The organism is Segatella asaccharophila (assembly GCF_054687055.1).
The window spans coordinates 1-22,709 of record NZ_BAACAN010000031.1 but is presented as its reverse complement, the minus strand read 5'-3'; the positions used below and the strand labels follow the sequence as shown (position 1 = coordinate 22,709).

The following is a 22,709-nucleotide window of genomic DNA, read 5'->3' as shown; positions in this document are numbered from 1 at the left end:
CTTGTAGAAATAAAATGAAGGAGAAAAAGCCTGCAATGATTACGATCCTGGGGCCTACGGCCACGGGAAAGACTGCTCTGGCTGTTGCCCTGGCAGCGGATATAGGGGGAGAAATCATCAGTGCTGACAGCCGCCAGGTCTATCGGGGCATGGACATAGGAACCGGGAAAGATCTCAAGGATTATCATGTCGGTGGACGGGTGATACCTTATTATCTGATCGATATTTGTGACCCCGGCACGAAGTATAATCTCTTCCGCTACCAGCAGGATTTTCTTGAAGCGTATCGGACGATCCTCGGACATGGCGCGATGCCTGTTCTCTGTGGTGGCACAGGCTTGTATCTTGAGTCGGTCTTAAGGGGATACCGCCTGTCCTTTGTCCCCCAGAATCCTGAGTTGCGTGAGCATCTGAAGGACTTGTCTATGCCTGAACTGACGGGGATCCTTGAAGACTTGAAAACTCAGAACGGAAATGCAATGCATAATCATACGGATGTGGATTCCTGCCAGAGGGCTATAAGGGCGATAGAGATAGAGTCTTATTCCCTGAAGCATCCTGCTGCTGAAAGGGATTTCCCGCAAATAGATGCTCTGATTGTCGGCATCAATGTGGACAGGGATGTGCGCAGGGCCCGGATTACGCGCAGGTTGAAGGAACGTCTGGAACAGGGTATGGTGGAAGAGATCAAGGGACTGTTGAATAAAGGTGTTCCGGCTGAAAACCTGATGTATTATGGATTGGAATATAAATATGTTACCGAGTATGTTATCGGCAAACTTTCGTATGAGGAGATGTTCCGCCGGCTGGAGATCGCCATTCATCAGTTTGCCAAGCGGCAGATGACATGGTTCCGGGGCATGGAACGCAGAGGATTCACCATCCATTGGATAGACGGACAGTTGCCGACAGAAGAGAAAGTAGAGGAGATAGAAGAACTGATGACTGAGGGGCGCTGACTGGATAGGCGTCCTGGTCCCTGGCTTGTCATGAGAGTGCTCCAGTGTAGGACACTATTCTGTCCTGGAGATCTTCCTTAACACTTGTTCCTTGATGATTTTTATTTTCCGCCCGTCGATGGCAATGAGTTTTTCATTGGCAAATGCAGACAAGGTACGGATGGCATTGCTCGTGGTCATATTTGAGAGATTGGCCAGGTCTTCGCGGCTGAGATAGATGCTGAGGGTTGAGCCGTCTTCTTCTATCCCATAACTGTCTTTGAGGTAGAGCAAGGCTTCAGCCAGCCTCCCTCTGATATGTTTCTGGGTAAGGTTCAGCGTCCGGTCATCAGCGATGCCGAGTTCTTTTGCCAGTCTTTGAATGAAATAGTCGCAGATCTCAAAATTCTCGGACATGAATTTCTCAAGGATTTGGATAGGGAAGAAGGCGATAATGCAGTTTTCAAAAGACATGGCAGAGGTCTTATAGTCCTCGTGGGCGAAGGCAGCCCGGTAACTGAAAAATTCGATGGGCTTGATGACCCTTACGATCTGGCTCCTTCCCCCGATGCCATTCTTGAAAATTTTCACCTTACCTTGTATCAGGCACATGGCATAAGTGGGACGCTCAAAATCCTTGTAAATCATTTCGCTTTTCTTGAATCGCCTGACGGTAATATTGTTGAGCAGTATTTGATATTGCTTGTCTGTAAACGATTGCCATAGAGCTGCGATGCTCCGTGTGATTTTCTCTTTGTTGATTTCTATCTTGGATACCATATACTTCTTACCTCAAATGAATTCGCAATCATCATAGTAGTTATTTTTTCAAATCAAGTAAATGCTTCCTTTCTGAATATCTGGAAAACATGAAAAGAGTAATGTTTGTTATCCATATAATGACTCTGGAGGCTTTTCTCTTTCAGAGTCAGATTTAATCATCTGTTATTCTTTGCAAAGTTACATAAAATTAGCGAATGAGATAATCTTTTTGGTGATTATTATATTATAAAACATATTATTCCGATTTTTTGGATAAAAAGCAGAATAATAATTTGCGTCATCCAATCAATTTTATTAACTTTGAGGTGCGATAGGTGGACACAGAGGAGTCTTTCTTTGTACGCATTTATTCGTAGATATTAACAATCAACCTTAATTCAGACCTATGAGTTATCTTAAATTTGAACACGCTCTGATGTCAAATCTCCAGGAATCCTTACAGAAGGAGATTTTGGGTACAAATCGTTCCGGGGCATACTCTTGTTCTACAATTGTGGATTGTAATACTCGCAAATACCACGGGCTGCTTGTCATACCTGTCCCTGAGCTGGATGATGAAAATCATGTGTTGTTGAGCTCTCTTGATGTATCGGTCATTCAGCATGGGGCACGTTTCAACCTCGGCTTACATAAATACCAGGGGAATCATTTCAGCCCTAATGGACATAAGTACATACGCGAATACAATTGTGATAAAGTCCCTACTACTTTTTATCGGGTAGGTGGGGTTATCCTCAAGAAAGAGTCTGTGTTCCAGCATTATGAGAACCGTGTTCTCATCCGTTATACTCTGGTGGATGCCCATTCGGATACCACCCTGCAATTCCGCCCTTTCCTGGCTTTTCGCAGTGTCAGGCAGTTTACGCATGAGAATAGTGCTGCCAGCCGTGATTATTCGGAGGTGGAGAATGGTATCAAGACGTGTATGTATGCAGGGTACCCTGACTTGTATATGCAGTTCTCCAAAGAGAATACCTTTCATTTCCAGCCGGACTGGTATCGGGGTATTGAATATCCGAAAGAACAGGAGCGGGGATATGCATCTGATGAGGACCTGTATGTGCCCGGTTATTTTGAAATGGGGATCAAAAAGGGAGAAAGCATTGTGTTTTCTGCCTCTACGACGGAGAGTAAGCCGCATGGCCTGATGGCTCTTTGTGAGAAGGAAATAGGCAAGCGGGTTCCTCGTAATAATTTCTTCCATTGCCTGGTAGACGCGGCTCATCAGTTTCATATCCATGAGGGCAATGGCGACAGGTATATCCTGGCTGGCTATCCCTGGTTCAAATGCCGTGCGAGAGATACTTTCATCGCTCTTCCGGGACTGACCCTTTCCATCGATGAATACGACTACTTTGAATTGATCATGAAGACTGCCGGTACGGCGCTGGAGGAGTTCATGAAGCATCTGCCGTTGACCAAGAAAATTTATGAGATTGATAAACCTGATGTTCCTCTCTGGTGTGTCTGGGCAATTCAGCAGTATGCGCATGCAGTGGGCAGTGACAGGTGTCTGAAGATGTATGGCTCCCTGCTGAAGGATGTCCTCCATTTCCTGATCGGTAATCAGCATCCGAATCTTCAACTTCGTGAGAATGGCCTTCTCTATACTGAGGGAAAGGAAGTGGCGATGACGTGGATGAATTCTACCGCCAACGGACGCCCTGTGGTCCCCCGGACAGGATATATCGTGGAGTTTAATGCGCTGTGGTATAATGCCCTTTGTTTCGGTGCTGAATTAGCGGCCCTGGCCGGAGATGCAACTTTTGCGGAGGATCTGAAACAACGGTCTGAACTTGCAAAGGTGAGTTTCCTCAAAACTTTTGTCAACAAGTGGGGATACCTTTTCGATTTTGTAGATGATGAGACGCCGGACTGGAGTGTCCGCCCGAATATGGTATTCGCAGCTGCATTTGATTATTCTCCTTTATCCAAGGAACAGAAGAGAGATGTGCTGGACTTCTGTACGCGGGAATTGCTTACTCCTAAGGGCCTGCGATCCCTCTCTCCAAGAAGTGACGGCTATAATCCTATCTACGTTGGCCCTCAGAGCCAGCGTGATTATGCCTATCATCAAGGGACGGCATGGCCGTGGCTGGAGGGATTTTATATTGAGGCTTGTATCAAACTCTTCAAGCGCAGCCGGTTAAGTTTCCTGGAGCGGCTGATGGTGGGATACGAGGATGAGATGTCCACTCATTGCCTCGGAACAATCTGTGAGTTCTTTGATGGCAATCCTCCGTTTTCAGGCCGTGGCGCTATTTCCTTTGCCGTGAACGTAGGTGAAATCCTGAGGGCTCTCGAACTTTTGGAACAAGCTAATAATCAAACGAATCAACAATAACTAAGGAGGGAGGATCAATATGAAAGTTTTAATGTTTGGATGGGAGTATCCTCCTCACGTGTTTGGCGGACTGGCCACGGCAAATTATGGGATTACTGAAGGCTTGCATGCCCAGGGGGATATAGAGACGACCTTGTGTCTGCCCAGACCCTTCGGTGATGAGGACCATTCCTTTGCTCATATTGTGGCAATGAATTGCGTGCCGATTGCTTATCGCAATGTCGATTACAACCTGGTGAAGAGTCGCGTCGGTAATCTGATGGATCCGGATATGTATTTTAAATTCCGTGATCATATTTATGCAGATTTCAACTATATGCATGTGGATGATCTTGGCTGCATGGGATTCGCGGGAGGATACCCTGCCAATCTGAATGACGAGATCAATAATTATTCCATTATTGCAGGGGTTGTGGCCCGTACGATTGATTTTGATATTATTCATGCACATGACTGGCTGACTTATCCTGCCGGCATCTATGCAAAACAGGTGAGCGGCAAACCTTTGTGTATCCATGTGCATGCCACTGACTTCGACCGGAGCCGTGGCCATGTCAACCCTACGGTCTATGGCATCGAGAAAGATGGTATGGATCATGCGGATTGTATCATGTGTGTGTCAGATCTGACACGCCATACCGTGATCAATGAGTATCATCAGGATCCGCGGAAGGTGTTCACCGTTCATAATGCGGTTTACCCTTTGAATCCTCAGGCTGCTGCCTTGCCTCGTCCAAATCATTTGAATAGGGAAAAGATCGTTACTTTCCTGGGACGGATCACTATGCAGAAGGGTCCGGAATATTTCGTGGAGGCCGCAAATATGGTGCTGCATCGTACGCGGAATATCCGTTTCTGCATGGCTGGCTCTGGTGATATGATGGATGATATGATCTTCCTGGCTGCTGAGCGGGGGATCGCTGACCGTTTCCATTTCCCCGGATTCATGCATGGCAATGATGTGTATAAGTGTTTGAAGGATTCTGACGTCTATGTGATGCCTTCGGTGAGTGAACCTTTTGGGATCTCTCCGCTGGAGGCTATGGAGTGTGGCACGCCTACGATCATTTCCAAACAGAGTGGATGTGCTGAAATCCTTCATAATTGTATAAAAGTGGATTACTGGGATATTCATGCTCTGGCGGATGCCATCTATTCTATTTGCCATAATGAGAGCCTTTTCGAATACCTCTCGGAAGAGGGAAAGAAGGAGGTGGCCGGAATCACGTGGGAGAAAGTGGGCAAATGGATCCGTGAACTCTATCTGAGGACGCTGGGGTGGAAATAACAGATTATTAACTGATCTCTATATCAATCTAAAACATCAATATAATGAAAACAATTTGTTTATATTTCGAAATACATCAGATCATTCATCTGAAGAGGTATCGCTTTTTCGATATTGGCACTGATCACTACTATTACAATGATTTTGCAAACGAACAGTCTATTACCCGTATTGCTGCGAATAGTTATATGCCAGCCCTGGAGACCTTGCTTCAGATGATCAAGGAGAACCATGGCTATTTTAAGGTGGCTTTCTCTTTGAGTGGAGTGGGTATCGAGCAGTTGGAGGTGCATGCTCCGCAGGTTCTGGAGAAACTTCAGGAATTGAACAGTACTGGTTGTGTGGAATTCCTCGCGGAACCTTATTCTCATGGCCTCTCTTCGCTGGCTAATGAGGAGAGTTTTAAGGCTGACGTCAACAAACAGGTGGCTATCATCAAGGAGTATTTCGGACAGACTCCTGCAGTGCTTAGAAACTCTTCTCTGATCTATAGTGATGATATTGGTGGACTGGCTGCCCAGATGGGCTTTAAAGGTATGCTCACGGAGGGTGCCAAGCATGTGCTGGGATGGAAAAGTCCGCATTATGTGTATCACTGTGCCCTGGCCCCTGACTTGAAGCTGCTGCTGCGTGACATCAATTTGAGTGATGATATTTCCCTGCGGTTCAATAATACGACCTGGAGTGGTTATCCTTTGTTCGCTGACCGGTATATCGACGAGATTGCTGCCCTTCCGGAAAAAGAAAATATTATTAATATTTTTATGGAACTTTCGGCTTTGGGTATCTCTCAGCCTCTTTCTAGTCATATACTTGACTTTTTCAGGGCGTTGCCGGAATTTGCCAGGAAACGGAATATAAGTTTCTCTACTCCTTCTGAAATTTTTGCTAAAGAGGAGAGCATAGATGTTCTGGATGTTCCGGATACGTTGAGTTGGATAGATGAGGAGCGTGATGTCAGCCCTTGGCTGGGTAACCCGATGCAGCGTGAAGCTTTTAACAAACTCTACAGTGTGGCTGACCGTGTCCGTATCGCGAATGATCCGCGAATTAATCAGGATTGGGATTATCTTCAGGCCAGTAATAACTTCCGTTTCATGACTACCAAACCGAGTAATGTGGGGCTTGACAGGGGTATTTACAGTAGCCCTTTTGATGCCTTTACCAACTATATGAATATCCTTGGAGATTTTATTAACCGGGTGGATGATCTTTATCCGGAGGAAATCGATAATGAACAACTGGAGGGAATGTTGACGACTATCAAGAACCAGGGGGATGAAATAGAGGCGAAAGATACTGAAATCACACGTCTTCATGCTCAGATAGAAAAGATACAGACGGCATTGGACGGCATGCGCAAGAAATATGAAAAGGAAGCTGAAAAGGTAGCCGAAATATCACAAAAAAAGACTGGAAAAACAACGGAGAAGAAAAAGTTGGCGGTGAAAACTCCCATACTTGGAAAGGGTGATGAAAAGAAGGAGGATAAGAAGGGAAATGAAGGGAAGAAACCTTCTTCGCCTGTTTCTACAGATCCCGGAAAATAAAATAATCATTTATGCAAGTCGTAAATCCCGGCTTTTCTGGTGTCCTCTATTGATGCTGTCGGTATGGGACTATTGAAAAACCGGGATTTCTTTATATTTGTCGATGGTGGCTTAGGGGGTAGAGCAATTCTTTTTCTTTCTGTGCAGGGTCAAAAACCTGGAACATTGATTTGCATATTTCCTGAAGATTATGTAAATTTGTCTCCATGAATATCATCAGGGAACTTAAGAACAAGAAGCATCCGCATGTCTTGGGCGGATTGGATATATTTAAATATATCGGTCCCGGATTATTGGTTACAGTTGGTTTTATTGATCCTGGCAATTGGGCCAGTAACCTGGCTGCTGGCTCTGAATATGGGTATGCTTTGCTCTGGGTGGTCACCTTGTCTACCATTATGCTGATCGTATTGCAGCATAATGTGGCGCATCTGGGAATCGTGACGGGACTCTGCCTGAGCGAGGCAGCTGTGAAATATACGCCGAAATGGCTGGGACGACCGATCATCGTCAGTGCGGTCCTGGCAAGTATTTCCACTTCTCTGGCAGAGATCCTGGGGGGAGCTGTCGCCTTGCAGATGCTTTTCGGAATCAATATTCCGACGGGGGCTATTCTGGTTACCTGTGCCGTTCTGGTCATGATCTTTACGAATTCCTATAAAAAGATGGAACGGGCGATTATCGGCTTTGTGTCCCTGATCGGTTTGTCTTTCATTTATGAACTGTTTTTGGTGCATATTGACTGGGGAGCAACACTGTCCGGTACGTTTGTTCCCGTCGTGCCTCATGGATCACTGCTCATCATCATGAGTGTGCTGGGGGCAGTGGTTATGCCACATAACCTTTTCCTGCATTCGGAAATTATACAGAGCCGGGAGATTAACCTTAAGGGAGATGCCCGGATCAAGTATATGCTCAAGTATGAATTTTTTGATACCCTTTTTTCCATGCTGGTAGGCTGGGCCATAAATTCAGCAATGATCATTCTGGCCGCTTCGACTTTTTATGAGCATGGACAGCATGTGGATGAACTTTCGCAGGCGCAGGCTATGCTCCAGCCTCTTTTAGGGAATAATGCTGCTACAATCTTTGCCATAGCCTTGCTCCTGGCTGGCATTTCGAGTACGATCACCAGCGGAATGGCTGCGGGGAGTATCTTCTCTGGGCTGTTCGGGGAATCCTATAATGCTCATGACACACATTCTATTGTAGGGATCGTCATTTCTCTGGGAATTGCCTTGTTGATGATCTTCTTTATTGGCAATCCTTTCCAGGGATTGATTTATTCTCAGATGGTGCTCAGTATCCAACTCCCTTTTACGGTTTTCCTGCAAGTGCGGTTGACTTCGTCTAAGAAGGTAATGGGGAAATATGCCAACCGGCTATGGAATACGATCTTTCTATACTCTTTGGCTGTTATCGTCACTGCTCTGAATATCTGGCTGCTGGTCAACCAGTTTACCAACTGACTTTCTTTGCCTTCTTTAAATTACCAGGTGAATACTGGAGCAGAGACTATAGACCAGAGAAAAAGAGTACTTTCCTGTAATCATTCGTTGATTAAGATTTACGGTTGTCTTTCTTCTCGCTGTCAGGAAGTCCTTTGTCGATGATTTTATACTCTTATTAAGGTGTTATTGATGGATTGATGGGGATAATCACTAATAATAAATATGTTAAAAAGTATATACAATCGTTAAATAGATATTATAAATATAGAAATATCTATATAAATAATAGGGTGACATGGAAAAATGTTAATTTTGCACCCGATAAATAAAAAATATATTTGCTATGGCATTTCAAGGCAATTTGAGCCGTGACAATCGTCATCGGCTCAGTCTCTTAGGGCTTATTGTAACTTTAGGTATTGTCTATGGAGATATTGGAACTTCTCCCCTCTATGTGATGGGGGCCATCGTAGGAGCGGCCCGTGTCATTGATCCTGATTATATTATCGGGGCTGTTTCCTGTATCATCTGGACGTTGACTCTTCAGACAACGGTCAAGTATGTTATTCTGGCTTTGCAGGCTGACAATAACGGTGAGGGTGGAATACTTGCACTGTATGCCTTGATCCGGAAGCACCGTAAGAAGGGTCTTTACTTGCTGGCGATCATCGGAGCCAGTACGTTGATCGCAGATGGAGTCATCACTCCTTCCATTACCGTGATGTCTGCAGTTGAAGGACTGAAGAGTTATGCTCCTTCCACGCCTGTTATCCCTATCTGCCTTTGTATTATCACGGTTTTGTTCTTTATCCAGCAATTCGGTACAGAGAAGATCGGGCGTCTGTTTGGGCCTTTGATGCTGATTTGGTTCTCAATGATCGGCATACTGGGATTGATGCATATCGGCGATTATACACGTATACTTTATGCCTTTAATCCTTATTTTGCCATCCGCCTGCTCATTCATAGCCCACAATGGTTCTTGATATTAGGTGCAGTATTCCTTTGTACTACGGGTGCTGAGGCCTTGTATTCTGACCTTGGGCATTGTGGAGTGAACAATATCCGGGTGAGTTGGATTTTTGTCAAGGCCATGCTGCTTCTCAGTTATCTTGGACAGGGTGCCTGGATCATCGCTCACCGCGGAAGTCTTTCTCCTGATGTGAATCCGTTCTATGCGATCATGCCTCATGGTATGTTGTTCTTTGGTATTCTCATGGCTACCATTGCTGCTATTATTGCCAGTCAGGCTCTGATCAGTGGGTCTTTTACCATTTTCAGTGAAGCCATGAATTTGTCTTTCTGGCCACGTCAGAAAATTAAATACCCTACAGAGATCAAGGGTCAGTTATATATTCCAATCGTGAATCTCTCTCTCTGGATATGTGTTTCCTTAGTGGTTATCTTTTTTGGAAGTTCTTCTCGCATGGAGGCTGCGTATGGACTGGCCATTACCATTACGATGTTGATGACTACGCTTCTTCTCCGCGAATATATGCTTCAGCGGCATTTAAGTAAATGGTTCGTATTTCCTGTCATTGCTTTCTTTGTATGTATGGAGTCGATATTCCTGGTTGCAAATTTGTTCAAATTTGTCCATGGAGGATGGGTAACCTTGACACTGGCAGGCATTATCTCCTTTATCATGTATGTATGGTATAATGCTTCGCGGATTCGGAATAGTCAGGTGCAGCCTTTGGATATTCGGAAATATTATCAGGTGCTTTCGGATATTAAGGCTGATAATTCGATTCCAAAATTTGCTACCAATGTTGTCTATCTAAGTAAGTTGAGTAAGGATAACGAAGTGGAACAGAAGATTATGTATTCCATCATCAATAAACATCCTGTCAGGGCTGATCATTATTGGCTGCTTCATGTGTCTTACGAGGATGAACCTTCCACATTGGAATATACTTTTACCCCGTTGATACCGAACACCCTTTTCCGGGTCAATCTTCGACTTGGCTTCCGTGTCCAGCCATACGTTAATCAGTATTTCAGGCAAATCATAGAAGACCTGGTGGCTAATCATGAGTTTGACTTGTCCAGTTGTTATCCTTCTTTGAAGAAGGAGGGTATTCCTGGTAACTTTGTGTTCATCATCATTAAGCGTATTTATTCCTCGATCAGTTCTTTGTCTATGTCGAGAAGATTGGTGATGGGGTCTTATACCTTCTTGTCCAACCTGAAGCAAAGCATACCTGCCGCTTTTGGACTTGATACCAGTAATATCCGGATAGAGAAAGTGCCGCTGATCGTCAAGGCAGGAGGTCTGAGCCGTATCCAGAGAAAACCGGAACCGGAAGATGAAGGGTCTGAGTCTTGATCCTTTCTGCCCAGACGTTGCCGGGTAATTTGATGGAGACAGCCGGTAAGATCATAAGATGATAACTCATGATTTTACCGGCTGTATTCATCCTGCCTTATGTGATGGTCTTTCAGATGCTGGGGTAGGAGCTGACAAAACGGTTTATCCAATCATTGGATGAGTGCAAATCCTGCTTTTAGCTTGATGATATTCGGATAACAGTTGATCCATGATTTCATTTACTGTTTCAATGGAATGAAGAGAGGAAGAAACTTGACCGATTTCAAGTTCGCCGTTTTCTATGTCTCCTTCGAAGATACCCTTTTTTGAAGCTTTCTCTCCAAGAATCGTGCGGAGTTCTTCTGCTCCGGCACCCTTGTCTTCCGCTTCAGCGACACGCCGGAAGAGTGCATTCTTGACTAACCGGGTAGGGGCAATTTTTTTCAGGCAGAGCATCGTGTCACCTTCAGACAGGGAGAGGCATTTCTCTTTGAAAGCCGTAGAGGCTGAACTCTCTTGTGACAATGCAAAACGGGTCCCTATCTGTACGCCGTCAGCACCTAACGCTTCCATCGCTAACAGGGCCCTTCCGGAGGCGATGCCTCCTGCTGCAATAAGGGGTAAATTGGTAACTTCCCTGATCTGTGGAATCAAGGTGAGGGTGGTCGTCTCCTCTCTTCCGTTATGACCGCCGGCCTCAAAGCCTTCAGCTACGATGGCATCTACACCGGCTGCTTCACATTTCTTTGCAAAGATACTGCTGGAAACAACGTGGGCGACTTTTATTCCTGCATCATGGAATCTCTGGGTATAAGTTTTAGGACTTCCTGCTGAAGTGAAAACAATCTTTACTCCTTCGTCAATGATGAGTTGGACAAGAGTTTCCATTTCTGGATACCTCAGAGGGATATTGACTCCCCAAGGCCGGTGTGTAGCGGCATTCATTTCCCGGATATGTTCCCGCAGGACATCCGGATGCATAGTGCTTGCACCCAGCAGACCCAACCCACCGGCATTACTTACTGCCGAGGCCAGTCTCCATCCACTGCACCAGGCCATTCCTCCTTGAATGATGGGATATTTAATATCAAATAGTTGGGAGATTCTGTTATTTTTCATTGTAAAGTAAATGGGATTCTTCCATCTTCGTTGGATCTTTTAATAAGGTAGGGGGCCTCCTCGTAAATCAAGTATGTCCCTGTTTCTACTCTCTCGTCAGGCGCTATGTACCATAGAGGATCTCTCTATGCACCATCCGGCCCCTCTCTATGCACCATTGAGGTCAACTCAATGCACCATTCAGGATTTCTCTATGTACCCTCCGGCACCTTCTTAAAAGTTGCAGGGATTTGGCAGGTGTATGATGCTGCCCTTATCTGAATTCAATAGAATGAGTTATACTGTATTTATTTGCCTTCACTCTGGCTTCATAGAGGATTTATGCCTTACTGAATCTTGTTTGAATGTGAAGTCGTTTTAGATTCATGCTTTTTGTCCTGGTTTTTGGCTAATACCTTGTCAGACCTGGATGTTTTATTCTGAAGTCTGGATGTGCCTTTAGGATGCTTGGTGGAGTCAGTTTTCTCCTGTTCCTGATCATTCTTACTGTTATCATCAGTCTCCTGGTCAGTTCCCTGGTCCTGGTCATCCCCGTTATTCTCATCCGTAGATTCATCCATTTGGGTATCACTGCTCCCTTTATATAGATAGATTCCCTTGCCATAACCGATCCGGTATTTATTAGTGTCAATGGTATAAGCAAAGGTCTGTCCACCTTTATAAGTGGCGATGATCTGTCCGTTCTGAATATTGAATGTACCTGTAGAGATACCACTGTTGTCCTGGCTCTTGATATGTGTCCCCGAGATGATCAGTTGTACGGTACCGTAAGGGGTCTGTCCTACCCATGTCCCTTGCAGCCAGTCATAATTATTATCGTCCTCGTCGACGTCATCCGATGTGGTGTCCTGTGCTGCACTGTCTTCCATTGCTGGAGCCTCGGTCAGACTGCTGTCTGAAGGGCTGCCCGGCTGGTTGCTTTTACCTGAGTGCCTGCCAAGGACAAAAGCCAGGATGATCACACAGATAACGATTCCTGCAATGATCAGATTTTTCCTCTTCCTGACTTCTTTAGCTTTTTGTTCCTCTTCTTCTTCAGAACCCTTCCCTTCGGGTTTCTGATTCTCGGCAGCTGGTCCTGCAGAGCCGTTTCGATGAGGCGTGTCTTGGAACTGGCGGTTCCTGTCCTCCTCCATACGCTGCTGGTTTTGGATCCTCGGATCAGGTATGTTAACAGGTATTTCGGGGGGTACCTGACGAATGGCTTCTTCTTGCCTTTCTTGTCCGGCGTTATGGGAAACGATCGTTTTGGCCGTCGTGGATTTTCCTTTCCTTCCTATCCATTTTAAATATTGGATACAAAGGGTAAGGATACCAAATATAATGACGTATAATAATAATATTCTAAGAAATACCATGACCGATAGTTTAGTTGTGCAAATATACGGTAAATCGATTTGACCGCAAAATAAAATTTCACTTTTTTCAATCACTTTGATGAATACTGAGTTTAATTTATAACTATTTTTGCAGAAAATGATTATATTTGCAATTCGAATTGTTTCTGACCGGGGGCGGGAGGCTGAATATCCCGGAATGATGACGAACTGTTCTGGAACTGATGGAGTCCCGTCTGCACATATCGGCACCGGTTTTCCAGCAGGGGTCTTTGCCTTGACAAGATAGTTGACCGGGAGACGCGAGTTAATGGCTATCCGGTCAGATTAGGTCAGTTTTTCAATAGTATTTTTATGGATAAGAACAGAATCACGCCCTGTCACATCATAGCTCTGAAAGATCATGAGATCTTCGTGTTTGGCAGTAATATCCAAGGCCGGCACTACGGCGGAGCTGCCCTTGCAGCCTGTCGTTATTATGGGGCTGTTATGGGGCAGGGGGTAGGCCTTCAGGGTCATAGCTATGCTATCCCGACCATGCAGGGTGGAATAGAGACCATCCGGCCTTATGTCAATGATTTTATCTCTTTTGCCCTCCTGCATTCCCATTTGCATTTTCTAGTCACTCGTATCGGTTGTGGAATTGCAAGTTTTACCCCTGAAGAGATTGCCCCTCTTTTTATGGGTGCAAAAAAAGTGGAGAACATCAGTTTGCCTGAAGATTTCTGGAAGGTGATCGGAGAACCCTGACTGCGGCGGAGGGTAATGGCAGGATCTGAAGGAGGAAGGTAATGGCAGGATCTGAAAATGAAGACATCGAAAATGAATAATGCAAGGAATGAGGAGATGATGCAAAAAGCAAGTCACCGCCAAGACGAAGATCGCAAGTGGGAGGTGTTGTCCAGTAAATATCTTTTTCGTCGTCCATGGCTGACGGCTCGCGTTGACCGGGTAAAATTACCCACCGGCGTGATCAATGATGAATACTATGTCCTGGAATATCCCGACTGGGTCAACACGATAGCGATCACCAAAGAGGGAGAATTTGTCCTGGTCCGGCAATACCGGCATGCCCTTGGAGAGACCCGCTTTGAACTTTGTGGAGGGGTATGTGAAAAGGGGGAGACCCCATTGGAAGCTGCTCAACGGGAATTATGTGAAGAGACGGGCTTTGGGAAGGGGACATGGAGGAGCTATATGACACTTTCCGCTAACGCCAGTGCGATGAATAACCTCACCTATTGTTTCGTGGCTACGGATGTGGAACGGGTTACTGCCCAGCATTTAGACAAGACGGAGGATTTATCCGTTCATCTGATGAACCGCAAGGAAGTATTTCAACTTTTACAGGCCGATGAGTTCAGGCAGGCTCTTATGGTCGCTCCCCTTTGGAAGTATTTTGCCATTACCGGGATGCCTGAATGATCATCTGGAAAAGAAAGGTTCGGAAAGGCTTGAGCCATCGTGTGCCTGACAGGATTAAACGTGAGGAGAATGCTCCTTCTTCCTTCAATTTGGAGTGGAAGAGATGATTAAGCAGATAAGTCTTGCCACATCGGCGAGGTCCGGTCACGATCTTAACCAAATTACACTGATGTGCGCCTGACAGGAACATAAATCGTAAAATATGTTAAAATAGAAAGCAATGAGTATAACTCGTAATACATTAATAATCAATATTTTAACATGATTCCATAAATAGGATCGATTGCGTGGAATTGCGAGAATTAACATATAAGTCGCCAAAAAGTCGCCAAAAAGTCGCCAAAAAATTTGGAGTATTTCTGCAAAAAAACTATCTTTACAGAAAATTAATTTAAGCTTTATGGCGACAATCGAATTGTCATTATCTAAGAAAGCAACTAAAATCACAAATGAGGCTGGTCAAGTGAAGATGCTATATGAAGTTATGATACGTTTCTTCCATGGGCACATCAATCTCCATGCTAAATCAGAGGTGTTTGTATCTAAAGATTTCTTTGAGTACTATATTGACAAGAAATTATGTGACAAGATTGGGATAAGGGTACCCGCTAAAATGGAAACTGCAACAGAGGCTGAAGCATTGAAACGAGGCTTGCAAATGCGCAATGTTGGCGATATTGTAATACGTAAACGTGTAATCACGCAAGATGTTGTTTATCATAGAGAACAGCAGAAACGTATCAATGGTATAAAGGAAGCTATCGTTGAGGCTTTTGAAAAGGCAGATAAGCACAATATCAAAATTGACTGGCTGAAAGGCATTGTAGAGAAGTACAATCATCCATCCGAAGCAGAGAAGAGAAACTGTACAGACTTTTTTGATACTATGCAAAACTATTTGGAGGCTAAGCATTTTTCGGTCATGATGGAACGACACTACAAGGTGTTGGCTCGTAGTGTTGGCAGGTATGTGGCATTTGTGAGGGCAACGAATAAAAAGCGTAGGCACTTTTCTTTTGATGTTGAGAAATTGACTAAAGACGATATTGAGGACTATCGAGATTATTTGCGCAACGAGAGCGATTTAGCAGCAGAACAACCAGCATTGTTCGCTCGCATTGTGGATAAATATCCTGACTACTTTAAGTCAAATCGCTTTGAGATCCATCCAAGAGGCGAAAATACTATCTTTAAATTCATGAAAGAACTTAAGGCTTTTTTCAACTGGCTTAACAAAACCGAACGCACTAGTAATAGACCTTTTGAGAAAATTGAGTTAGGCTCAGAACAATATGGAGCAGTGAACTATATAACCATTAAGGAACGGAACCAAATAGCAGAGTGTGATCTTTCTCAGTCCAAGCATCTTGAAACACAACGTGATATATTTGTGTTTCAGTGTTTTGTTGGTTGCAGGGTAGGTGATTTGATGAGGTTTACTGAAGCTAATATAGAAGATGGTGTGTTGACATACGTGCCACATAAAACTAAAGACGAGGGCGGACAATCGGTTGTTGCCCGAATTCCATTGCACCCGAAGGCTATTGAACTTGTAGAGAAGTATAGGGGTAAAGACCCTAAGGGCAGGTTATTTCCTTTCATATCACCGCAGAAATACAATTATGCAATTAAGGAAGTATTCACAAAGGCAGAAGTAACACGCAACGTCATTGTGCGTAATGCGCTTACAGGAGAGAATGAGGCAAGACCCATTAACGAGATTGCAAGTAGCCACATGGCACGCAAAACATTTATTGGTAATGCTTATCTTATTTCACCAGACCAAGCTATTATCGCATCCATGAGTGGTCATACGCAAAATTCACGGGCATTTGCACGATACCGGAATATTGAGGACAGTACCAAAAAGGCTATCATAGATAAATTATAATACGAGAAAATTCAGAAGAAAAAGAATGGGAGGAAACTTCTAGAGCGGGCAAGCAGATCTACAGGGTAAAGCATACTGATACGGGAGCTTCATGGGTTGGCGCGTGCTACTTTACGAAAAATATAATGAAGTTCTTCAGGGAACTTCTTTATGCCCTTATTGAAATGATGGAAATCATCAGAATAATCCCGGAAAACACTTGGATTTTTAGAAATCAAAGTCAGGTGGCCAAGAAAACTCTCGTTCTCGCCATCAGTTGATGAAAATAAATCAGCGGGCCCTAATTAGTTTTGTGCAATGTTTGAAATCAGAAAATGTGAGGAGAGTGATATTCCGGCGGTAGGAGCATTTTACAATGCCCTCATCTACCACCTGCTCCAGCGTATCAACTATCCCAAATGGATGTATGAGATCTACCCTTATGAAAGTTTCGTTCAGGAAGATGTCGCATCACACTGTCAGTATGCCTGTTATGATGCCGGACAGGTCTGTGGAGCCTTTGTGCTTAACGAGGATCCGGAAGGCAGTTATGAACGGGGGAAGTGGCGTCAACACTTGGAAGAGGGCCAATATCAGGTCATTCATGCTTTCGGTGTAGATTATCACCGCAACCGACAAGGCATCGGCAGCAGAATGCTCCGATACTGCATCCATCTCGCTCAGATCCAGGGATACTGTGCCATCCGTCTTGACGTCGTGCCCGGTAATACCCCGGCACGCAAACTCTATGAAAAGCTCGGCTTTCTCTATGCCGGAGAAGTTGACCTGGACCGCGGCAATGTAAGTTTCCCCACCTTCGCCCTGTACGAATTGAATTTTTCATGAAGGCATAGTCTTTATACATTATTTCCCATGCAGGACCGGTGACGTGGAATCAGGCCGGTACCTTTTCTGATTGCTTCCAATAATACTTTCAGGCTGCGACAAGGTCCTTGAAGTCAGAAAAGGATCATTCCTGCCATATTTGTCGTCCAGATCCCGGGTAGATTTACTCCACATGATTACCTCCTTTTTTAGTCCTTCTTCACAAAGATAACTTCCACTAATCAGCGTTTATCCCAACCCTGTTGAACTGGAGTGTCATTTCCCTTCGGTCAAGGAATATTGAGAAAACCTCAAAATTATTAATCATCCAATTGAGGACAATCAATTTATTTTAAAATTTTTCATATCACTAAACAGTGTGTCAATATTATCAGTCGTAGAAGTATTATTCAGATCAGATTTGTCACCTTCTTTTTTGTCTTTGAGAGCCTTCCTGAACTGCTTTTTCTGCTGCTTGTCATCATCAGTTTTTAACAAATCACTTCCGTTGTCAAAAATCATACTTTCAGACGATTGTTCAAGTCTTCCATATTTTTCGTTGATAGCAAATTTTTGTTTGAAATCTTGACAGCCACCCACTCGATTTAGCAAGATCTTAAGATATTGTTCATGCTGTTTTGCCATTTCAGATGTTGAAATAATTCCAAACAACTCATCACATGTAGCCTGCAAGCAACTCGATTCTGAACAAGCTGACATATCAATCGTTTCAAGGCCCCAGCAACTCTGCTTACTTTGTGTCGCACTGACAATACACCAGCCATTCCGCTGTGCCACTGCGCATAAATTTTCTGAGATTTGCTTGATTTTAATGTACGTATTTTCTGTATTATTATTAATCTTATTTGCAAGAATATTCAAATAATCAATGAAAATAATCTTATAATGAAATTCCTTACCGAGTTTATTTGAGTATATTTTCTCTTGCTTTAATAGATTCTTTTCTAATTCATCTACTGTCAAAGTAGACGTCGGATATTTTGATACATGTATTTTAGCTGTCAAATTATGAATTGATTTATAATTTTTGAAAATCTGTACATATTTCTGCTTATCAATGTCTTTATTTTTAATATCCAAATCATTTATATTAATATTGTACAAATTACTTGCAAGCCTGCGTGTTATGATTGTTTTCTGCATTTCCAAGCCGACATAACATACATCGTAATTAAGATTATGAGCCCGGACTGCCAAATCCTGAAGCCACCGGCTTTTTCCCGCTTTTGGAGCACCTACGAACACCCAGAAGGCGCCTGGCCAGTAGCCACCGCCTGAAACGTTATCAAGGAATTTGACGCCGGTCGAAAACCGTTCAAAATCATCACCAAAAAGGCAATCAACATCATCTAGATCAGCATCGTTATCAGAAAAATTTTCAGAATCAGAATCAAAATCTACAGTTGTTTTTTTATCAAACATATTCTGTATCTTGTCTGCCATTTCCTTACAGTTTTCAATCGTGAAGTTTTCGGAATTCAGCTTGACAAATGAGACCGTTTCCCTGACACCCTTCATGAGTGTCTGGTACCGGTAGAACGCCTCGACCTGCTCGGTCATCCAGACCGGATCGTAGAGAGTCTGATAAGTCTCGCAGTCACCCCAGAGTAGATCAACCGTTTCATCAGTGATTTTTTGCCTTTGCGCTGGTGTCCAGTCGGATGCTGCAATCAGCTGTTTCATTTCCTCGTTGCTTGGGCATTCCTTGTATTTTAACACGAAGGGTGATGCGATTTCGTAGAGGCCACGCATCGTGTCATCCGAAAAGAAACTTGCCTGGCATTTCGGAACAAGTTCGGGGTGATGCAGCGTATAAAAAAGTATTGCGAATTCTGTTCTTGAGTTTACTTCCATGATTTTAAATAGTTAATTTTTTTATTTAGAAGGCCGGCCGACAGGCTCAGATGACTTGATTCCGTATTTGTGCAGTTGATAATGATAGCTACGACGTTCTGCGGCCTGGTCAGCAGATGGAATATTGAAAGGATCAATATTGTACAGTGTATAGATGTACTGATCATAAGTTTTTGCATAGGTTTGCATTGATTTTTCACAGCAAGTCAACTGACGTTTGCGTTTAATGTCCGTGATTTTTGTTTTCCTTCTTAGTGAGTAGTGAGGACAGATATCAGTCTGCAGTGAGTCAGCCGTAAAAGTCTTATTGTTTATCTTATCGATTATCTTATATACAATATTGTGCATGTCAGATAATTTGACAATCTGCAGCTTGAAACAATACCTGAAAGCGTAGTTTCGATTATGTTGAATCAAAAAATAATCACATTGAAGACAGTAATTTTTTTGAACTTCAAGATCGGAAAAGTCATAGCCTGAACGAATCATTATAGCAGCTATATAACTTATATACATGGCATAAGCCTGTTTACCTTGCTCGGTTGCAAACATGACATTACGAGAATTTTGGATAAGCCAGCCCAAGCGCATATCACCTTTGTTTTTGTCGTAATACTGATGATAATTGTCGAGATTAATGTAACTGTCAATTAAGCGGAAGGCTGGAAACAGTTTGTGAAAATCACGACTACAATCGTGCATCACATCCTTATAGCAGTGATGCGGTAAGATTTTTGTAGCGTTGCGCATGATTGATTTGTACTTGATGTACTGATCAGGATCGACTCCAAGCAACGCACGATAAGACATCGTTTTTAATTTTGTCATAGATACTTTAAAATTATTTTTTGGGAATGCGGCTGTTGATTATCCGCTGCATCTAATCTATTTATCATCCGTTTTTTCAAAAATGAATGTTTTTCGAAATTATTTTTGTATCCAGGTCAAATTGTAGGGATTTCCCTATCTGCTAAAATTAAGGACTAAAAAATAAGGATAACGATGTATCGCGCACAGTTATCCTTTAAACCCCAAAAAAATTATTATCTCTATGACATAGTATTTATCTCTGTTTTTTAAGGCTGATTTTTTACGGATGTGAGGGATAATTAAACAATTAATTGTATAAATGCTCTCAATACCTTATTTGATGTGCTTTTATACAATTAATTATAGCGTAGATGCCTTTAAAAACAGGTTTTTCAAGAGATAAAAGCGTAGAAAAAGCAGGTAAAGTCAGAAAATATATTAAAATTACAGACATTCGAAAGTCTGCGAATTTATAATATATGTCTCTGTAATTATAGATAATTCCAGCAGGTCTGAAGGGTTTAAAGGTCTGGAGTCTGAAGACCACGGTTTTTGACTTTAAATTTGTATTCGTATTTTGGATGCCGGATTAAGTAAGCCAGGTATACGCCTTTGGGCTTGCTACACTGCGCCCTTCAGCCGATACCATGCGTGCCTTAACAGGCACATGGATATAAATGATGTAGATACACTTATGTATATTGTTAGTATAGTTAAGATTAAGGATCAAGATCAATAGTACTTAAATCTGTTAATAGATATTATTTTTAATTCACTTAGCGTCGCGTTACGCGCCCTTTAGTGGGCGCGGACGACGCTTGCAAAGTTTGGTTTCGCCCATGCGATTTAAGATCAATTACAGACCGTCTTGATACTTGATAATACTGTACAAACCTTAAAACGTCTTATACGTTAACTATTGAGTCTTAAAGACAATTTTGAATATTGTTAACATAACTCTATATGCTTTAAACTCAAGACCTTGCTCTCTTGATATTAGACCCTATTCATTTTCGTTTTAAGCCTTTAATGTCTTGATACTGTAATTATAAGTCTAAAGCATTTAAAAACCTTGTACGTTGAATTTTGGCCTTAAAGACGATTTAAACAACTTGAAGTTCTTAAAACAACTGTTACTTGATCTGTTTAAGGTACTCTGTACTTGAACTCCTTGATACTTGATCTGTTTAAAGCATCTGCTTTCTGAGCCCTCAAGTCCTTCAGACCTCTGAACATCTCTGTCAAGTTGACTTTTCCAAAAGGGTCCCGCGCCCGCCCCGCCGGTTTTGAAAATAAATATTAAAACAAACAATATCTAATATCCATGTATACGTACGACATTATCAATCGCTGAATCGATCAAGGGCTTAACGCAGGGGATGTGTCATTTGAATTATTATGAGAAGCATCCATTGTGCTTGATGGATAACCTTTTTTGACCCTTATGATACCAAAGACTTATCTGATAGCTGAGAGAAAATATATATATATTAAGGAGCCGTCTTTATATAGATGGTGTAACTTCTGCTGTCTGGTTAGGCAAACCGTCATAAAAGATTCCGGTTAATTTGGCATACTTGTCCGTCTTGGTAAAACCGTGTCTTATGTAAAACTTTAAACGAAAAATCAAATAATAAATAAAAAAGAATTATTAAAAAACATGACGACATTAAGAGTAAAATTCAGGCCTTCAACAATTCCAGACAAGGAAGGAACACTTTATTATCAGGTAATTTATCGTAGAACAGTACGATGGATAAGTACCGGCTATCATCTCTTCCGGCAAGAGTGGAATGAGAAAGAAGGGTCAGTTATCATTCCCAGGGATCAGACACACGAGGACAGGAGAACCCACTTACAACTTATTCAGTCCAGAGTGGAAGGGGAACTGAGGCAGATGCAGGAGATGGTCCGGCAGGAAGAAGAATCTGGTGTTTCTTATACCCTTGATGATCTGATCGAAGCTTTCCGACAATTGCCGCCCGTCCAGACCGTCTTCAGTTTCATGCAGGCACAGATCGCTAAGAAATCTCAGATGAAGCGCATTGGCACCACCAAGACCTATACGGATGCCCTGCGCCGCTTCAGGGAGTTCCGCGAGGGAGAGGATCTGGACTTCGAGTCTATGACGGCCGATTTGATGGAGCGTTATGAAGCGTGGCTGATAGACCGGGGACTGAAACGGAACTCCATTGCCTACTACCTGCGGACGCTCCGTACGCTCTATAATAGGGCCGTGGAAGTTGGACTTACTGACGACCGTGACATTTTCCGGCATGTACATATTTCTTATTGCAAGACCACCAAACGGGCCATTTCCGTCAGTGACATCCGTGCCATCGAGCGTATAGAGCTACGGGAAGACTCACCGCTGGCCTTTGCCCGTGACCTGTTCATATTCAGTTTCTATATGCGTGGTATGCCCTTCGTGGACATGGCCTTTCTCAGGAAGAGTGATCTCAAACGTGGTCTGGTCACCTATTGTCGAAAGAAAACGAACCAGTCATTGACCATCGCCTGGGAGAAGCCCATGCAGGACATCGTCGACCGTTATGCCGGTCAGACACGGAATACACCGTTTTTGCTTCCTATCCTGAAACAGGACGATGACACGGCTTACCGGAGGTACCGGCAGGTGGAGCAGACAGTCAACCGGAACCTGAAGAAAATAGGGGACCGGATCGGACTGAGGATCCCGCTTACTACTTACGTGGCCCGTCATTCCTGGGCCAGCATCGCTCGCAACATGGACGTTTCCATTGCCGTGATCAGCGAGGGCATGG

The 22,709-nt window shown here is 43.4% G+C and carries 18 protein-coding genes; 11 read left to right on the top strand and 7 right to left on the bottom strand.

The genetic code is table 11. The features are described from left to right. Positions 1 to 14 precede the first annotated feature (14 nt). On the top strand, positions 15 to 959 hold the full coding sequence (gene miaA / locus ACYRYG_RS12265; RefSeq protein ID WP_460198305.1) for a tRNA (adenosine(37)-N6)-dimethylallyltransferase MiaA: 945 nt from the start codon (positions 15 to 17) through the stop codon (positions 957 to 959). 54 nt (positions 960 to 1,013) lie between these two features. On the opposite strand, the gene ACYRYG_RS12260 is transcribed toward miaA, so the two are convergent. Continuing rightward, the gene (locus tag ACYRYG_RS12260; RefSeq protein ID WP_293415856.1) at positions 1,014 to 1,718 is read right to left on the bottom strand and encodes a Crp/Fnr family transcriptional regulator; all 705 of its coding nucleotides are present in this window, start codon (positions 1,716 to 1,718) and stop codon (positions 1,014 to 1,016) included. Between the two features lie 388 nt (positions 1,719 to 2,106). Between ACYRYG_RS12260 and ACYRYG_RS12255 the strand changes: the two genes are divergently transcribed. The 5 genes from ACYRYG_RS12255 to ACYRYG_RS12235 all read left to right on the top strand — a co-directional run bounded on the left by ACYRYG_RS12255 (position 2,107) and on the right by ACYRYG_RS12235 (position 10,683). Next, positions 2,107 to 4,065 (top strand): glycogen debranching enzyme N-terminal domain-containing protein, encoded by a 1,959-nt coding sequence (locus ACYRYG_RS12255; RefSeq protein ID WP_294075206.1) that lies wholly within the window; start codon positions 2,107 to 2,109, stop codon positions 4,063 to 4,065. Between the two features lie 19 nt (positions 4,066 to 4,084). Further along, on the top strand, positions 4,085 to 5,353 hold the full coding sequence (locus ACYRYG_RS12250) for a glycosyltransferase family 4 protein (RefSeq protein ID WP_293415860.1): 1,269 nt from the start codon (positions 4,085 to 4,087) through the stop codon (positions 5,351 to 5,353). A 44-nt stretch (positions 5,354 to 5,397) separates the two neighbouring features. Continuing rightward, the gene (locus ACYRYG_RS12245) at positions 5,398 to 6,903 is read left to right on the top strand and encodes a glycoside hydrolase family 57 protein (protein ID WP_293423606.1); all 1,506 of its coding nucleotides are present in this window, start codon (positions 5,398 to 5,400) and stop codon (positions 6,901 to 6,903) included. Positions 6,904 to 7,109: 206 nt separating this feature from the next. Further along, positions 7,110 to 8,372, top strand: a complete 1,263-nt coding sequence (locus ACYRYG_RS12240) for an Nramp family divalent metal transporter (RefSeq protein WP_293415864.1) — start codon at positions 7,110 to 7,112, stop codon at positions 8,370 to 8,372. 325 nt (positions 8,373 to 8,697) lie between these two features. After that, complete coding sequence (locus ACYRYG_RS12235; protein ID WP_293415866.1) at positions 8,698 to 10,683, top strand: KUP/HAK/KT family potassium transporter; 1,986 nt, start codon at positions 8,698 to 8,700, stop codon at positions 10,681 to 10,683. A 144-nt stretch (positions 10,684 to 10,827) separates the two neighbouring features. Here the strand turns inward: ACYRYG_RS12235 and ACYRYG_RS12230 are convergent, their stop codons facing one another. After that, positions 10,828 to 11,784: a nitronate monooxygenase gene (locus ACYRYG_RS12230; RefSeq protein WP_293415868.1), complete on the bottom strand. Its 957-nt coding sequence runs from the start codon at positions 11,782 to 11,784 to the stop codon at positions 10,828 to 10,830. 326 nt (positions 11,785 to 12,110) lie between these two features. Then, positions 12,111 to 13,142, bottom strand: coding sequence for a hypothetical protein (locus ACYRYG_RS12225; RefSeq protein ID WP_293415870.1), 1,032 nt, complete (start codon positions 13,140 to 13,142; stop codon positions 12,111 to 12,113). Positions 13,143 to 13,475: 333 nt separating this feature from the next. On the opposite strand from ACYRYG_RS12225, the gene ACYRYG_RS12220 reads away from it, so the two are divergent. Both ACYRYG_RS12220 and ACYRYG_RS12215 read left to right on the top strand, forming a co-directional pair. Then, positions 13,476 to 13,871, top strand: coding sequence for an A1S_2505 family phage non-structural protein (locus tag ACYRYG_RS12220; RefSeq protein ID WP_460198303.1), 396 nt, complete (start codon positions 13,476 to 13,478; stop codon positions 13,869 to 13,871). Between the two features lie 99 nt (positions 13,872 to 13,970). Continuing rightward, positions 13,971 to 14,546, top strand: coding sequence for an NUDIX hydrolase (locus tag ACYRYG_RS12215; RefSeq protein ID WP_293442477.1), 576 nt, complete (start codon positions 13,971 to 13,973; stop codon positions 14,544 to 14,546). On the opposite strand, the gene ACYRYG_RS12210 is transcribed toward ACYRYG_RS12215, so the two are convergent. Then, positions 14,527 to 14,736, bottom strand: a complete 210-nt coding sequence (locus ACYRYG_RS12210; RefSeq protein ID WP_460198301.1) for an AAA family ATPase — start codon at positions 14,734 to 14,736, stop codon at positions 14,527 to 14,529. The two genes, ACYRYG_RS12215 and ACYRYG_RS12210, sit on opposite strands and share 20 nt — an antisense overlap. Positions 14,737 to 14,946: 210 nt before the next feature. On the opposite strand from ACYRYG_RS12210, the gene ACYRYG_RS12205 reads away from it, so the two are divergent. Next, positions 14,947 to 16,437: a site-specific integrase gene (locus ACYRYG_RS12205; RefSeq protein ID WP_460198300.1), complete on the top strand. Its 1,491-nt coding sequence runs from the start codon at positions 14,947 to 14,949 to the stop codon at positions 16,435 to 16,437. 297 nt (positions 16,438 to 16,734) lie between these two features. Continuing rightward, positions 16,735 to 17,262: a GNAT family N-acetyltransferase gene (locus ACYRYG_RS12200; RefSeq protein WP_460198299.1), complete on the top strand. Its 528-nt coding sequence runs from the start codon at positions 16,735 to 16,737 to the stop codon at positions 17,260 to 17,262. A gap of 18 nt (positions 17,263 to 17,280) precedes the next feature. Here the strand turns inward: ACYRYG_RS12200 and ACYRYG_RS12195 are convergent, their stop codons facing one another. The 3 genes from ACYRYG_RS12195 to ACYRYG_RS12185 form a co-directional block, all read right to left on the bottom strand. Further along, positions 17,281 to 17,436 carry a hypothetical protein gene (locus tag ACYRYG_RS12195; RefSeq protein WP_460198297.1) on the bottom strand — a complete coding sequence of 52 codons (156 nt, stop codon included), beginning with the start codon at positions 17,434 to 17,436 and terminating at the stop codon, positions 17,281 to 17,283. 147 nt (positions 17,437 to 17,583) lie between these two features. Further along, complete coding sequence (locus ACYRYG_RS12190; RefSeq protein WP_460198295.1) at positions 17,584 to 19,116, bottom strand: DnaB-like helicase C-terminal domain-containing protein; 1,533 nt, start codon at positions 19,114 to 19,116, stop codon at positions 17,584 to 17,586. A 21-nt stretch (positions 19,117 to 19,137) separates the two neighbouring features. Beyond that, on the bottom strand, positions 19,138 to 19,944 hold the full coding sequence (locus ACYRYG_RS12185; RefSeq protein ID WP_460198293.1) for a hypothetical protein: 807 nt from the start codon (positions 19,942 to 19,944) through the stop codon (positions 19,138 to 19,140). Positions 19,945 to 21,586: 1,642 nt separating this feature from the next. Between ACYRYG_RS12185 and ACYRYG_RS12180 the strand changes: the two genes are divergently transcribed. Further along, positions 21,587 to 22,709: tyrosine-type recombinase/integrase (locus tag ACYRYG_RS12180; protein ID WP_460198292.1), on the top strand; the 1,123-nt coding region annotated here is incomplete at its 3' end.